Origin of the sequence: Peptostreptococcus sp. D1 (assembly GCF_900112955.1) — a bacterium.
In the GTDB taxonomy this organism is placed as follows: Bacteria; Bacillota; Clostridia; order Peptostreptococcales; family Peptostreptococcaceae; genus Peptostreptococcus.
In genome coordinates, this window is the sequence record NZ_FONP01000019.1 from 1 (window position 1) to 15373 (window position 15373).

Annotated in this window: 12 protein-coding genes and 12 tRNA genes; 21 read left to right on the forward strand and 3 right to left on the reverse strand. The window is 33.7% G+C overall.

The genetic code is table 11. From position 1 onward, the window contains the following. Positions 1-19: 19 nt before the first annotated feature. From BM120_RS09840 to BM120_RS09895, 12 genes are all read left to right on the forward strand, one after another. A tRNA-Thr gene (locus BM120_RS09840) sits at positions 20-94 on the forward strand. 4 nt (positions 95-98) lie between these two features. Then, a tRNA-Tyr gene (locus BM120_RS09845) sits at positions 99-183 on the forward strand. A gap of 16 nt (positions 184-199) precedes the next feature. Further along, positions 200-283 (forward strand) — tRNA-Leu (locus BM120_RS09850). 34 nt (positions 284-317) lie between these two features. Further along, positions 318-391: transfer RNA gene (locus BM120_RS09855), tRNA-Arg, on the forward strand. A gap of 6 nt (positions 392-397) precedes the next feature. Further along, positions 398-473 (forward strand) — tRNA-Gln (locus BM120_RS09860). A gap of 32 nt (positions 474-505) precedes the next feature. Beyond that, positions 506-594 (forward strand) — tRNA-Ser (locus tag BM120_RS09865). A gap of 9 nt (positions 595-603) precedes the next feature. Beyond that, a tRNA-Phe gene (locus BM120_RS09870) sits at positions 604-679 on the forward strand. Between the two features lie 4 nt (positions 680-683). Beyond that, a tRNA-Met gene (locus tag BM120_RS09875) sits at positions 684-760 on the forward strand. 4 nt (positions 761-764) lie between these two features. Continuing rightward, positions 765-837 (forward strand) — tRNA-Lys (locus BM120_RS09880). A 9-nt stretch (positions 838-846) separates the two neighbouring features. After that, a tRNA-Cys gene (locus BM120_RS09885) sits at positions 847-917 on the forward strand. A gap of 103 nt (positions 918-1020) precedes the next feature. Continuing rightward, positions 1021-1094 (forward strand) — tRNA-Arg (locus BM120_RS09890). Between the two features lie 55 nt (positions 1095-1149). Further along, the gene (locus BM120_RS09895) at positions 1150-2472 is read left to right on the forward strand and encodes a metallophosphoesterase (protein WP_091995604.1); all 1323 of its coding nucleotides are present in this window, start codon (positions 1150-1152) and stop codon (positions 2470-2472) included. A gap of 53 nt (positions 2473-2525) precedes the next feature. Here the strand turns inward: BM120_RS09895 and BM120_RS09900 are convergent. Beyond that, a tRNA-Arg gene (locus BM120_RS09900) sits at positions 2526-2599 on the reverse strand. Positions 2600-2804: 205 nt separating this feature from the next. Then, entirely contained in the window at positions 2805-3698 is an 894-nt protein-coding gene (locus BM120_RS09905; RefSeq protein ID WP_091995606.1) for an ROK family protein, read from the reverse strand. A 292-nt stretch (positions 3699-3990) separates the two neighbouring features. On the opposite strand from BM120_RS09905, the gene BM120_RS09910 reads away from it, so the two are divergent. The 9 genes from BM120_RS09910 to BM120_RS09945 all read left to right on the forward strand — a co-directional run bounded on the left by BM120_RS09910 (position 3991) and on the right by BM120_RS09945 (position 14023). After that, a complete protein-coding gene (locus BM120_RS09910; RefSeq protein WP_091995608.1) occupies positions 3991-5007 on the forward strand; it encodes a LacI family DNA-binding transcriptional regulator in 1017 nt (338 codons plus the stop codon). Between the two features lie 45 nt (positions 5008-5052). Next, positions 5053-6348 (forward strand): ABC transporter substrate-binding protein, encoded by a 1296-nt coding sequence (locus BM120_RS09915; RefSeq protein WP_091995610.1) that lies wholly within the window; start codon positions 5053-5055, stop codon positions 6346-6348. Between the two features lie 108 nt (positions 6349-6456). Continuing rightward, complete coding sequence (locus tag BM120_RS11315; RefSeq protein ID WP_330389465.1) at positions 6457-6603, forward strand: hypothetical protein; 147 nt, start codon at positions 6457-6459, stop codon at positions 6601-6603. Positions 6604-6633: 30 nt separating this feature from the next. Then, positions 6634-7329: a carbohydrate ABC transporter permease gene (locus tag BM120_RS09920; RefSeq protein WP_330389466.1), complete on the forward strand. Its 696-nt coding sequence runs from the start codon at positions 6634-6636 to the stop codon at positions 7327-7329. Then, positions 7329-8150, forward strand: coding sequence for a carbohydrate ABC transporter permease (locus BM120_RS09925; RefSeq protein WP_091995612.1), 822 nt, complete (start codon positions 7329-7331; stop codon positions 8148-8150). The genes BM120_RS09920 and BM120_RS09925 overlap by 1 nt, the downstream gene beginning before the upstream one ends. Before the next feature lie 106 nt (positions 8151-8256). Then, entirely contained in the window at positions 8257-10542 is a 2286-nt protein-coding gene (locus BM120_RS09930; RefSeq protein ID WP_091995614.1) for a glycoside hydrolase family 65 protein, read from the forward strand. Positions 10543-10549: 7 nt separating this feature from the next. Next, the gene (locus BM120_RS09935; RefSeq protein WP_091995615.1) at positions 10550-12211 is read left to right on the forward strand and encodes a glycoside hydrolase family 13 protein; all 1662 of its coding nucleotides are present in this window, start codon (positions 10550-10552) and stop codon (positions 12209-12211) included. Positions 12212-12242: 31 nt separating this feature from the next. Beyond that, positions 12243-12884: a beta-phosphoglucomutase gene (gene pgmB / locus BM120_RS09940; protein ID WP_091995617.1), complete on the forward strand. Its 642-nt coding sequence runs from the start codon at positions 12243-12245 to the stop codon at positions 12882-12884. A gap of 14 nt (positions 12885-12898) precedes the next feature. Continuing rightward, positions 12899-14023 carry an ABC transporter ATP-binding protein gene (locus tag BM120_RS09945; RefSeq protein ID WP_091995619.1) on the forward strand — a complete coding sequence of 375 codons (1125 nt, stop codon included), beginning with the start codon at positions 12899-12901 and terminating at the stop codon, positions 14021-14023. 117 nt (positions 14024-14140) lie between these two features. Here BM120_RS09945 and BM120_RS09950 read toward each other — a convergent pair whose 3' ends face one another. Next, a complete protein-coding gene (locus tag BM120_RS09950; protein ID WP_091995621.1) occupies positions 14141-15274 on the reverse strand; it encodes a hypothetical protein in 1134 nt (377 codons plus the stop codon). Positions 15275-15373 lie beyond the last annotated feature (99 nt).

A 15373-nucleotide genomic window follows, 5' to 3' on the forward strand; every position in this document is an offset into this window, starting at 1 on the left:
TACGAAGAAAATAGGATATGCTGGTGTGGCTCAACGGTAGAGCAGCTGACTTGTAATCAGCAGGTTGTAGGTTCGATTCCTATCACCAGCTCCAACATGGAGGATTTCCCGAGCGGCCAAAGGGGGCAGACTGTAAATCTGTTGTCACCGACTTCGGTGGTTCGAATCCACCATCCTCCACCAGAAATAAACTAAATATGCGGATGTGGCGGAATTGGCAGACGCACTAGACTTAGGATCTAGCGCCTTTGGCGTGGGGGTTCGACTCCCTTCATCCGCACCAGTTTATTTTAATTTAATATAAGCAAATATATTATGGGTGCATAGCTCAGCTGGATAGAGCAACGCCCTTCTAAGGCGTGTGTCCGGGGTTCGAATCCCTGTGCGCTCATTTTGCTGGGGATTAGCCAAGTCGGTAAGGCACATGACTTTGACTCATGCATTCGTGGGTTCGAGTCCCGCATCCCCAGCCATTTTTTATTTGTTTGAAAAGTTTATTATCAGTGGAGAGGTGTCCGAGTGGTTTAAGGAGCTGGTCTTGAAAACCAGTGATGCTGAAAGGCACCGTGGGTTCGAATCCCACCCTCTCCGCCAGTAACACTTGCCTAGATAGCTCAGTCGGTAGAGCAGGGGACTGAAAATCCCCGTGTCGGTGGTTCGATTCCGCCTCTAGGCACCATTTTGGCGGTATAGCTTAGTTGGCTAGAGCGTTCGGTTCATACCCGAAAGGTCACAGGTTCGAGTCCCGTTACCGCTACCAATTTGGATCATTAGCTCAGCTGGGAGAGCACCTGACTCTTAATCAGGGTGTCCAGGGTTCGAGCCCCTGATGATCCATTTTTTTATGGCGACATAGCCAAGTGGTAAGGCAGTGGACTGCAACTCCTTGATCTCCAGTTCGAATCTGGATGTCGCCTCTTATTAATTTAATAATTGAATAAATTATTTTTTTGTGTTATCATAATCAATAGACCAAGATATTTATTACTTAGAATAGGATATTTATTGATTTTTTTATAAGTGCTCATAGCTCAACTGGATAGAGTACTTGACTACGAATCAAGGGGTTGTGGGTTCGAGTCCCGCTGGGCGCACTTTTAGACTTAAAGCACTTATGCTTTGAGTCTATTTTTTTAGGAGGAATAAAGTATGTATATTTTTATAATACTGCTATTGATTATAGTGATTGGTTTTATTGTTCTCAGTAGAGATAATAGGGTTGATAGAGAAATAAAATCAATAGATATAAGTGGACTAAAAAAAGGAGGAAGGATTGTTCAAATAAGCGATCTTCATTATTTATCGTCTAAATTAACAGATTATGGGGAGTCGTACAATAAAAAAATTGGAGCTATAGACGCAAAGCCTGTAAAAAATGTGGATAAAATATTAGATTCTCTGATATTGGAAGTAATAGAAATCAAGCCTGACATACTTATAATAAGCGGAGATATAACCTTTAATGGAGAGAGAGTTAGCCACGAGGAGGTTTCCTCAAAGCTAAATATATTGAAAGATAAAGGGATACAAGTACTCGTAATACCAGGTAATCATGATATAGACAGTCAAAGCTCAAATTCATATTTTGGTAATGAAATAGAAGCTGTGGAGAACATTGATTCGAATGATTTTTCAAACATATATAATTCATTTGGTATGGGTGAAAATAAAAGAATTGTGAGTAGAGATAATCACTCGTTAAGTTATCTATATAAATTAAGCTCAAATGTAAATTTATTGCTTTTAGATACTAATTCTGGTAAAAATATCAATGAAGTATCAAAGGGTACTTTAAAATGGATAGAAAGAATCCTTAAGTATACAAGCAATAAAAATGAAATAGTGATATCTGTATCACATCAGAATATTCTAATCCACAATAAGATGTTTGCATCAGGATATAGGATAAAAAATGCTTCTAGCATAGTAGAATTATATAAAAAATATAATGTTAGGTTAAATTTGAGTGGACATATGCATCTACAGCATATTTCTCAATATAACGGAGTATATGATATATCCATAGGATCGATTGGACTATATCCTCATATATACGCTGTCGTCAATATAGATAATGTCAATACGATAGGATATTTTACTGAAAAGCTATCTATTTCCAAATGGATGGAGAAATATAGATATAAGGACGATACACTTGTTAATTTTGATAATTTTTCCAGAGAAAAATTCAGAGAAAATGTGTTAATGCAATCTAGTAAGGTGTTTTCTAGTGAAAAGTCAATCGACAAATTTAAAAAAGAAGATATTGAAAAAATGATGGAATTTATGGTTGATTCCAGTGTATATTATTTTTCTGGTGAAATTTATAAAAATCCTGGATTTAGAAAAGATAATCCGACCTTAAAAATGTGGCTGGATAATTTTTCTGATGAATTTCAAGTAAAGTATTTAGAAAGCATTTACACTGATGATGTCTTGAGAAACCACAACGAAATATCAATAAAACAATGATAAAATAACGAAACGCCAAAACACTTTTTTGAGTATGCTTTGGCGTTTTTCAGCGTTCCAGAGAGGATTCGAACCTCCGACACCTGCCTTAGGAGGGCAGTGCTCTATCCAGCTGAGCTACTAGAACAAAAACTACACTACTATATTAACATAAAATTTATAAAATATCTAGCAGATGAATTCATTTTTTAAATAAAAAAATAGGATACATTTTCAAGCTCCCATTTTTTTAAGATAAATAATACAAAAAATTTTATCTTCTTAATTTTATTAGTCAAAAAATATTATCATTCCGTAAAGAAGATTACTTTTAAGTATTTTCTAGTATTATATTATTGTGCGTTTTTATTCAAGAAATTTTTTAATGCTCCAATCATTCCTGCGTCATTTTTCAGCTTGGCAAATCTAAGCTGAGTTCCATTGTATATTGCTTCAGGAAGATATTTTTTTATTGATTCCTCTAATCTTGGTCTAAAATATTCCTCCTGTGCCATTATACCACCTCCAAGGATAACTATTCCTGGATTGAATGTAAAGCACAGATTTGAGATACCTATTGCCAAATTTTCAATCATTTCATTTACTGCTTTTATGTAAATTTCGTTTCCCTTTTCTATTTCTTCAAAAACAATTTTTCCATTAATTGATTCCTTAGGCAATCCCAGCTTTCTTTCTAGCTTTGATGTCATGGCATATGATGATGCTATATCCTCAAATCTTCCACCAGGAATCTGAGTTTTTCCAATTTCACCAGCACACATCGTGTTACCTGTTATCAGTTTTCCATTTTTTATTAAACAAGCACCTATACCAGTTCCAATGGTAAGCATTGAAACTAATTCGACATCAGATTCACTACCAAGCCAAAGCTCTCCCAATCCCGCACAATTTACATCATTTTCAATTTCACAAAGTAATCCAGTTTCACCTTCGACCTTTTCTTTTATCTTCATTCCAGTGAAGTTTGGTATAAGGTGTTCATCGGCGAACAAAACACTGCCGTTTTTTGAATCTATCATACCAGCACAGGATATACCAATTCCACTCAATGTATATTCTTTTTTTAGAGCATTGGTGATTTCTACTATTTTGCTGATTATTCCAGGTCCACCAATCTTTCTTGCTTCTGAGCTAATTGAAAATTTTCTTAGAATTGCTCCGTCCTGATCAAGAATTCCGTATTTAATACCTGTTCCTCCGATATCGAAACTAATATAATTTTTCATATGTCTAATCCTCCTTGATATATAATTATCATTATGGCAAGTATATTAACATATTATTATATTAAATGTAAAGTCTAATTTTTTAATATTTCTTTTTTTAATGCTAGAGGTCTCTTAAATACTAGCTTTGAAAATATTTTCAGAAAAAACAAAAAAAATATTTAAAATTATCTTGCAACCGTTTCGGAAGTATGGTATTATGAGACTACAAAACGAAACCGGTTGAGTGAATTTTTCGAAACCGGTTGAGTTTGGGAAATTAGCTAATCTTTTTATGGAGGATATTTGAGTTATGAAGGAAGGAAGAAATGTTACAATAAAAATGGTAGCTGACAAAGCCGGAGTATCAAAGTCTACCGTATCTAGAGCTATTGGAAATTATCCAGATATAAGTGATAAAACCAAGGAAAAAATTTTCAGTGTGATGAAGGAATTGAATTATTATCCAAGTGCCATTGCCAGAAGCTTGGCAAACAGGATTTCAAAAAATGTGGGCTTAGTATTGCCAGCTGATGATGATTTTTTTCTGAATCCTTTTTTTCAGGAAAGCCTTAGGATAATATCAAAAACAGCGAGTTTGAGAGGGTATGACGTGCTGATCGCATACAATGGTGACAACGAAACTCGTTCTGTTGAAAGATTGGTAAAAGCAAATAAGGTTGACGGTGTAATCATGATGAGGTCAGTAGTTCAAGACCCTACTATTGAGTACCTGAGAGATAGTAATTTTCCATTTGTATTGATTGGAAAGTCTATTGATTATAGCAGTATTCATTCCGTAGATACAGATAACGTTGATGCATGCAAGACATTGACTAAGAAGCTGATCGATTCTGGCTGTAAAAAGATTGCATTTATAGGTGGAGACAGGAATTCCGTAGTTACAATAGACAGATTTAATGGCTATGTGAAAACGATTGAGGAAAATGGTATGAAGCTCAACAAAGACTTGATTCAGGAAAACGAATTTAGTAGCATGAATGGGTATAGATCTATTGAAAAAATATTGAAAAATGATTCTAATATCGATGGAATAGTGATAACAGATGCATTGATTTTCAGTGGTGTTATGGATTATATCAATAATCATAAATCCGATGAAATAGGAGAATATTCGATAAAAATAAAGGCAATTGGAACCTTTGGAACAGGAAATTTTAAACAAAATTCCGACATTAAAATAATAAACGTAGATGTTGATTCAAAAATACTAGGTGAGAAAAGTTGCAATACCTTGATAGATATACTTGAAGGAAAAGATGTCGAAATGACACAAATAGTCGATTACAAAATAAGTAATATAAATTAATAAATTGTTCTTGGTATGAACAGCAAATAATGTGGAGGTGTTTTTATGAAGTTTAAAAAGGTTTTAAGCTTGGCAGCATGTGGTGTTATAGCATCATCGTTGTTAGCGGGCTGTGGAAGTAAGTCAGGATCTGATAGCTCTAGCAGTAATGGCAAGCAGGTTGAAGTGGATATATTCCAGTTCAAAGTGGAATTTAAGGATCAGTTCACTAAGCTGGCTGATGAGTATATGAAAGAGCATCCAGATGTTAAAATTAACATAACAACTGTTGGTGGTGGTGGCGACTATGGTGCTGCTCTTAAGTCAAAATTCTCTTCAGGAAAAGAACCTACTATATTTAATATAGGTGGACCACAGGATGTTAAGGATTGGCAGAAAAAGCTAGAGGATTTGAGTTCAGTACCATTGGTAAAGGAAGCTCTTCCAACAACACTTGATGGTGTGACTGTAGACAAAAAGGTTTATGGATTACCATTTAACCAAGAAGGCTATGGATTTATTTACAACAAGGCAGTATTTGAAAAGGCTGGTATAAAACCAGAAGAAATAACAACCTATGCGAAGCTGATGGAAGCAGTAAAGACTCTTGATTCTAAGAAGTCAGATCTTGGTTTAGATGCAGTATTTGCTTTACCAGCAAAAGAGGACTGGGTAACAGGGCTTCACTTGTCAAATATCTTTATTTCTCCAGAATTTGATGGAAATATATTAAAGACATTTGAAGCAAAGAATGTAGAATTTAAATATGCAAAGCAGTTTAAGGATGTACTAGATATGCAAAATAAGTACTCTGTTCAGCCAACAGTAAGCTTGGATTATTCTCAACAGGTAGAAAAGCTGTTCTCAACAGGTAAGGTTGCGTTAATTCAGCAGGGTAACTGGGCATTTAACTCAATCGAGCAGGTTGATCCAGAATTAGCTAAGAATATAGGCTTACTTCCAATACCAGTGGAAGGTGTAGCTGAGGGTAAATTGGCAGTTGGTGTTCCAATGTACTGGGCTGTAAATAACAGCAAGGACGACGCTACAAAGAAGGCTGCAAAAGATTTCTTAAATTGGATGTATACATCTGAAAAAGGTAAAGAATATGTTATAAAGGAATTCAAGTTTATACCTGCATACAATGGATACGATGTTTCTAAGATATCAGATCCACTATCAAAGGATGTTTATTCTTATGCAAATGATGGAAAGACTATAAACTGGGTATTCATGGGTTATCCATCAAGCTGGGGTCAGAAAACTCTTGGAACAGACATTCAGAAATATGTAACTGGAGAATCTAGCTTTGAAGATATAATTAAACATTCAAAGGATGTATGGGCTCAGGAAAGAAAATAGTAAAATAAAATAAAATTTGATTAATAAGGTGCTGTCTGAGTTGATTTTCAACAGGACAGCACCTTTTGTACTTTTGTTGAGGCCGATGTCTCAATTGAGGAGGAAGTTATGAGTAAAAAGTTAAAGCAAAAAGGGCTATTCTTTTGGTTATTCATTGCTCCGGTTGTTGTCGCTCTATTCATGGTTGTAATAATACCGCTATTCTATGGTATTTATTATTCATTCACAACATGGGATGGTATAAATCCAGAGTAATTCAATGGAATAGAAAACTATATTAAATTAATGGGTGATGAAGGCTTTAGAAATGCATTGATATTCACTACAAAGTTCGCAGTAGTATCGATTATATTGATTAATGTATTGGGATTGGGGCTTGCCTTATTGGTTACTCAAAAACTTAAGGGAAGCAATCTTCTTAGAACAATATTTTTTATGCCAAATCTAATTGGTGGATTAATCCTTGGATTTATTTGGCAATTTATATTTATTTCTGGTTTCGATGCACTTGGATCCGCAATTGGAGTTGAGGCTCTTAGGGGTTGGTTATCAACTACTAGAACTGGATTCTGGGGATTGGTTATTTTGACTGCTTGGCAGATGTCAGGTTATATAATGATTATTTATATAGCGCATCTTGAAAGTATTCCAGAGGATTTGATAGAAGCTGCTCAAATAGATGGAGCAAACATTGTTCAGAGATTCAGACATATAATATTTCCTCTAGTTGCGCCAGCATTTACAGTAAGTATGTTTTTAACGCTTTCAAACTCATTTAAGCTGTATGACCAAAATTTATCTTTGACAGGTGGAGCTCCGTTTAATTCAACTCAGATGGTTGCGATGAACATATATAATACCGCATTCTTGGAAAATAAGATGGCATACGCACAAAGTAAGGCTGTTGTTTTCTTCGTAATTGTAGCAGTAATTTCATTAACACAGGTTTACTACAATAAAAAGAGGGAGGTTGAAATGTAATGAATAGCACTAAAGGTAAAAAAGTATTATTAGGTTTAGTTGGGGCTATTCTTGGCTTGATATGGCTTGCACCATTTTATATGATGATTGCAAACTCATTAAAGACGAAGAAAGAAATATTTCAGTCACCTCTAATACCGCCAGAAGGTCTTAATGTTGAAAACTATGCACAGGCAGCAAAAAATCTTAATTTTGGACAGACCTTTGTAAATTCATTACTAATAACTGTTGTCAGTGTTGTTATTATAATAATATTTTCTTCTATGGCAGCATATGCATTGTCTAGGGTGAAATCAAAGGTTAGTACAGTTATATTTTTTGTTTTCGTTGCGGCGATGCTAATTCCGTTCCAGGCAGTAATGATTCCGTTGGTTTCTTTTTTTGGAAAGCTAGGAATGCTTAACAGACCTGGTATAGTGTTCCTGTATCTAGGCTTTGGATCGAGCTTGTCGATTTTCCTATATCATGGAACAATAAACACTCTTCCAAAATCCCTTGATGAAGCGGCGATAATAGATGGGTGTAATAGATTCCAAGTATTTTGGTATATCATATTCCCGATATTAAAGCCTATAACTGTTACTGTAGCCATACTAAATACCATTTGGATATGGAATGACTATTTGCTTCCATCATTGGTAATAAATCAACCAGGTATGGAAACAATACCATTAAAGATGTTCTTCTTCTTTGGTGAGTATACAAAGCAATGGCATTTGGCGTTGGCAGGTCTTACAATAGCTATTATTCCTGTAATAATATTCTACTTTGTAGCTCAGAAGCACATTATAAAGGGAATAACTGCAGGCTCAGTGAAATAATTGCTTTGTAATTTCAAAAAGTCTTTGCCTTTGTTTTCAGAAAACGTAGAGATAGAAGTGATTATTAAAAGTATAGAAAAATATCTACACTGAGGTAGGAGGCGTTATGAAATTCAAATATGATGAATTTAAGATAATAGAAGAAGGTTTGGATATAGAAAATTTAAGACTATCTGAAAGCATTATGTCAATCGGTAATGAGTATATGGGTATGAGAGGAAACTTTGAAGAAAAATACTCTGGGGATTCTCATATAGGTACTTATATCGGTGGAGTTTGGTTTCCAGACAAAACAAGAGTAGGATGGTGGAAAAACGGATATCCCGAATATTTCGGAAAAATGATAAATTCACCAAATTTTATCGGGATAAACGTGAAGATAAATGGAAAAAATTTAGATTTACATGAAGAGTCTATAGAGTCTTTTTACAGAGAGTTGGATATGAAAAAAGGAGTTCTCGTAAGAAGCTTTGTAATCAATAGAGAAGGAAATAGACTGCAGATAGATGTAAAGAGGTTTGTAAGTATTGAAACAAAAGAAGTTTGTGCTATCAAATACGATATTAAGTCACTGAACGGAGATGTTACAGTTGAGTTTGAACCATATATTGATGCAGACGTATACAATGAAGATTCCAATTATGATGAGAAGTTTTGGAATGTGATTGATAGAAATGTTGACGACAATCAAGGCTATGTGATTTCAAGGACTGCTGAGAATGACTTCAAGGTAGACAGATTTACAGTGTGCAACTATATGACTATCAACACTTCCTTTGAAAAAAGCTCAGAGTCAAAGGATGATTTTAGAATAGGTATTAAATACTCAGGTCATCTAAAGGAAGGCTCTAGTGTTTCTCTTGAAAAGATTGTTTCTGTAACGACTTCAAGAGATTACGAGGAATGTGATTTGGTTGAGAACGCCAAGAAAATATCTGTAGAATCAGCCGAAAAAGGGTTTGATAAGCTTCTAGAGAATAATGCTAAAAAGTGGGAAGAAAGATGGAATATGTCTGATGTCGTTATAAAGAATAACACAAAGCTACAGCAGGGAATCAGATATAATATTTTCCAACTGTTTTCGACATACTATGGAAAAGATTTTAGATTGAATGTTGGACCGAAAGGGTTTACAGGCGAGAAGTATGGTGGTGCGACATATTGGGATACTGAAGCGTATATCGTTCCAATGTATTTATCGATTGCACCTCAAGAGGTTACAAAAAATTTGTTGATATACAGATACAATCAATTGAACCAGGCTTATCACAATGCCAGACAGCAAGGTCTAGATGGAGCATTGTATCCGATGGTTACATTTACTGGTGTTGAGTGTCACAATGAATGGGAAATAACCTTTGAAGAAATCCATAGAAATGGAGCCATAGCATATGCGATTTACAACTATGTAAACTACACTGGTGACTACAGCTATATCGATGAATATGGAATAGATGTATTAGTTGGAATAAGTAGATTTTGGGCAGATAGAGTTCATTACAACAAGAGAAAAGATTTGTACATGATGCACGGTGTTACGGGTCCAAATGAATATGAAAATAACATAAATAACAATTGGTATACTAACACGATTGCAAAGTGGACTTTAGAATATACGATTTCGATGATGAAAAAAATAAGCAGTCATCAGATGGCTGAGAAGCTTGAAAATCTGAAGGTTACCCTTGATGAAGTCAATAGATGGCAGGATATTATTGATAAAATGTATCTACCATATGACGAGGAGTTAGACGTATTTGTTCAGCATGATACATTTTTAGATAAGGATTTAAAAAAGGTTGAAGAGCTAGATCCTTCAAATCTTCCTCTAAATCAAAATTGGTCTTGGGACAAGATATTGAGATCTTGTTTTATTAAACAGGCTGATGTATTACAAGGTATATATTTATTCAACGATAAATATACAATTGAGCAGAAAAAGAAAAACTATGAGTTCTATGAGCCTATGACTGTTCACGAATCAAGCTTATCAGCATGTATTCACTCTATCCTGGCTTGTGAAATAGGCTTGGTGGATAAGGCTGTGGGAATGTATGAGAGAACTTCAAGGCTAGACCTAGATAACTACAATAACGATACTGAGGATGGATTACATATTACGAGTATGTCTGGTAGCTGGTTATCTATTGTTCAAGGCTTTGCTGGAATGAGGACATACGATGAAGAGCTGTCATTTAATCCTCTTGTTCCAAAGGACTGGGATGGATACAGCTTCAATATCAATTATAGAGGAAGATTGATAAACTTAGAAACTACAAAAAATGAAATTATACTAAGATTAAAATCAGGTGATCCTATTACAATAAAAGTGTATGGTAAGGCACATGATTTAAAGGAAGCAATAAGTATAAATTTGAAAGTAGAAAGGTAATTTAATAATGGAGTGGTGGAAAAAATCGGTAGTTTACCAAGTGTATCCAAGAAGCTTTAAGGATACAGATGGAGATGGAATTGGTGATATAAAAGGTGTAACTGAAAAGCTTGATTATCTAAAGGCTTTGGGAATTGATGTTATATGGTTAAGCCCAGTGTTTGAATCACCACAGGACGATAATGGATATGACATAAGTGATTATAGAAAAATTTGGAGTGCTTTTGGTACTAATGAAGATATGTATGAGTTAATAGAAGAGGCTCACAATAGAGACATAAAAATCGTGATGGATTTGGTTGCAAATCACAGTAGTGATGAGCATGATTGGTTTGTTGAAAGTAGAAAATCGAAGGATAACCCATATAGAGATTATTATTTTTGGAGAGATGAGCCCAACAATTGGGGGTCTTTTTTCAGCGGCTCAGCGTGGGAGTATGATGAAAATACTGAGCAGTATTATTTACACCTTTTTACGAAGAAACAGCCCGATTTAAACTGGGAGAATCCAAAGGTTAGACAAGAGGTTTGGGATTTGATGAAATTCTGGATGGATAAGGGTGTAGATGGATGGAGATTGGACGTCATCAGCTCTATATCCAAGCATACGGATTTTCCTGATTATGATGAAAAACATGGCAAATACCCAATTGGAGATTTTCATACAAATGGACCTAGACTTCATGAATATCTTCAGGAAATGAATAGAGAAATCCTGTCAAAATATGATTGTATGACCGTTGGTGAAGCACCTGGATCTACTCCTGAAAATGCATTGCTGTTCTGTGGAAAAGACAGAAATGAATTAAATATGATTTTTACTTTCGATCATATGAGCTTGGATTTGGTTCCAAATAGCCATCTAGGAAAGTGGGAAGTAAAGGATCTCGATTTGATAGAATTAAAGGACAATTTTAACACATGGCAAAATGGTCTGCATCGTAAAGGCTGGAACAGTCTATATTTTGAAAACCATGACCAGCCTAGAATAGTATCCAGATGGGGAAATGATGATAAATATAGAGTAGAAAGTGCGAAGCTTTTTGCAACTATACTTCATATGATGCAGGGAACACCATATATATATCAGGGTGAAGAAATAGGTATGATTAACGCCAAGTTCGAAATAGAGGAATACGATGATGTTGAGATAAGAAATGCATATAAAGATCTTGTGCTGGATAGAAAAATGGTGGAAAAAGACAAGTTCATGGAAGCTGTTTACAGAATTGGTAGAGATAATGCAAGAACTCCAATGCAGTGGAGCTCTGATGATAATGCTGGATTTACGACTGGAAAGCCTTGGTTGAAATTGAATCCAAGCTACAAGGAAATAAACGTGGCTTCTGCATTAAATGATGAGAACTCAGTGTTTTATCATTACAAGGAGCTGATAAAAATAAGGCATGAAGATGACATGGTTACCTTGGCAGATTTTAGGTTAGTGGATAGAGAGAATAAATCTGTATTTGCGTATGAGAGAAGACTTGATGATAAATCTATTCTCGTAGTGGCTAATTTTTATGAGGATGATGTAGATTTTGAATTGGCTGGAGAGTATAGGCTTGATGAATACAGCGTGCTACTATCTAACTACAAAGAATTTGAAAAAGAAGATAATAAAATAAAATTAAAGCCTTTTGAAGCGATAGTATTGAAAAACTATTAAGAATAATATATGTTAGTTATGGAGAGAAAAAATGATTAGAGGAGTAATTTTTGATTTAGATGGAGTAATAACCAATACGGCGAAATTTCACTATATTGCGTGGAAGAATCTGGCATCAGAGCTGGGAATTGAAATTGATGAAAAATTCAATGAAACATTAAAAGGCATACCAAGATTAGATTCATTAGTGAAAATACTTGAATATGGTGGGGTTAGACAAAATTACTCTGATTCAGATATGGATTCTCTTGCAGACAAAAAAAACGAAGAGTATAAGCTTCTTTTGGAAGATCTGAGTAAGGATGATATCTTGCCAGGAATTGAGGAGTTTATCGACGAACTTAGAACAAATAATATTAAAATAGGATTAGCTTCAGTATCTAAAAATGCGCCGACCATACTGAAAAGGTTAGAATTGATTGAAAAAATTGATTTTATTGCCGATCCTTCGAAGGTTGTAAATGGCAAGCCTGCTCCAGATATTTTTATTGAAGCGACTAGAGGTATTGGGCTGAAAATAGAAAATACAGTCGGAATAGAAGATGCAGAGTCTGGTGTTAAAGCAATGAGAGCTTGCAATATGAGAAGTGTGGGTATTGGAGTCGAGGCTGATTTGACTTTAAAAAGTACTTCAGAGCTGAGTTTAGAGGTTATTAGTATGTTGGATAAATAAGCGAGGTGCGAAATATGGCAAAGGTACAATTGAAGGATATATGTAAATCATATGACAACGGCTTTAATGCCGTAAAAAATGTAAATATAGATATTGAGGACAAAGAATTTATAGTTTTGGTAGGTCCGTCAGGCTGTGGTAAATCTACAACACTAAGAATGATTGCGGGGTTGGAAAGTATAACAAGTGGAGAGCTTAGTATCGACGGACAGATAGTAAACGATGTTGAACCAAAGGATAGAGATATAGCTATGGTTTTCCAAAACTATGCATTATATCCTCATATGACAGTGTATGACAATATGTTTTTTGCACTAAAATTGAGAAAAATGGATAAGGCTGAAATAGATAAGAAGGTACAAGAGGCTGCCAAAATACTACAGCTAGAAAGCTTATTGGACAGAAAACCAAAGGCTCTTTCAGGTGGGCAGAGACAGAGAGTTGCACTAGGAAGATCTATAGTGAGAAATCCAAAGGTATTTTTGATGGACGAACCACTTTCAAACCTAGATGCCAAGCTTAGAACTGAAATGAGAGCCCAGATATCAAAGCTTCATAAGGATTTGGGAGCGACATTTATCTATGTAACGCACGATCAGGTTGAAGCTATGACAATGGGTGATAGAATAGTTGTAATGAAAGACGGAATTGTGCAACAGATAAATCAACCAAAGGTTCTATATGATAATCCAGCAAATAAATTCGTTGCAGGATTTATAGGAAGTCCACAGATGAATTTTATCGAGGTAGAGCTGATGGTGAAAAATGGACAAGCTGTTGCCAAAGTAAACGGCAAGGATGTTGAGTTTTTAGTTCCGGGGGGAAAGGCAGCATACTTAAAAGAAAAGGGCTATATAGGGAAAAAGGTAACTCTTGGAGTAAGACCAGAAGATATACATAAAGAAAAAGTATTTTTAGATATGTCACCAGAAAGCGTATTCGATGCAAGGGTAGTAATCAGAGAGCTAATGGGATCTGAAATATTTGCATACTTAGATTTTGCAGGTAATGAGCTGATAGCCAAATTTGATGGCAGAAATGACGTTTCGCCAGGAGATGAATTACGCTTGGCACTAGATATGAATAGAGTACATTTCTTTGATATTGAAACAGAAGAAAGCATATTATTTACTAAATAGTTGTTCATACATAGGAAAAATAGAGTATAAATTCATTGTTTAGTGAGAGTATGTAAAAATATGTAGATATAAATAAGTCCCTCCTATGTTAATATAACTACCATAGGAGGGAGTATATCATATTTTTTTTATTTTTATATATGGATAGTTATCGTAGTTAAAATTAATACTGTAGTCATCAATATATCCAAATTTTTTCCAATAATCTAGAATTCTAATAATTATTTCCCTATTTTTCTTTTTTTGTTGAATGGAGGTTATTCCTAGGTGTATGTATATTTCTTCGAAATATATTTTAATTTTGTTGTTAATTATTATTTTATTAATTAAGTATTCTCTTAGAATAATATTATTTTTTGTTATAGAAATAGGACACATAGATATATTATTGTCAAGTTTTATATATAAATTATTTTCTTTTAGAAAATCATATATATAACTTTTTTTTAAAATTAAAAAACTTTCATTATCTATTTCCAACATATAAATCAATCTTTCCTTATGTGTTTTATTAGAAATATTATCCGAAACAAGAATATCTATATTTTCTAATTTTTTAATTGTTTTCTTTAAAAGAGATATTTGATTATCAGTAACAATTTTTTTGTTGTTTGAAGCTATATATTTATTAATAACTATGTAGCTTAGTCTAAAAATACCATTAATATAAAAGACGAAAATAGTGCGGAGTATTAAAATATCAAATAAATCTAGCTTTATTTCAAAATTAACACTATTTTTAGGTAATAAAGTTACTGATAGATTATTATTAATTATATAAGTTTTGTAACAATAAATATAAGGAAAATCGTTGTTTATTCCATTAGAATGATATTTCATTCTATAAATAGAGTTTGTACTTGGAATACGATTTTTAATATTAGAAATATCATTATCAATAATAAATATGAACTTTTCGATATTATCTTTCCAAGATTTGTGATTTTGAAGGCTATGGGTTATAAATTCAATTGTTGATGTATTAGAATTGTTTAATTTATAAATTTCATCAATTGAATTACGGAGTAAATTATCATAAGTGTTAAGCTCATCTATAAATTCAATTAATTTTTTCCTCAGGTCATTAAAAATTCCAAAAGAATAATTTTCACAGGTGTCAAGTATTTCTTCCAATAAAAGAAGTAATTTGTTCTTTTTATCAAAAAATATATCTTCATAAATAAAAATATCCTTATTTAAATTAGATATATATAAATTTTTTTTTAATGATTTCGATATACTATTATTCATTTAAAACCCCTCCATTTTATATGTGAATATTTATATAACTATATTTAATTTTACCACAAATTTTTAAAAATTATAAAAAATATTTAGAATATATATAAT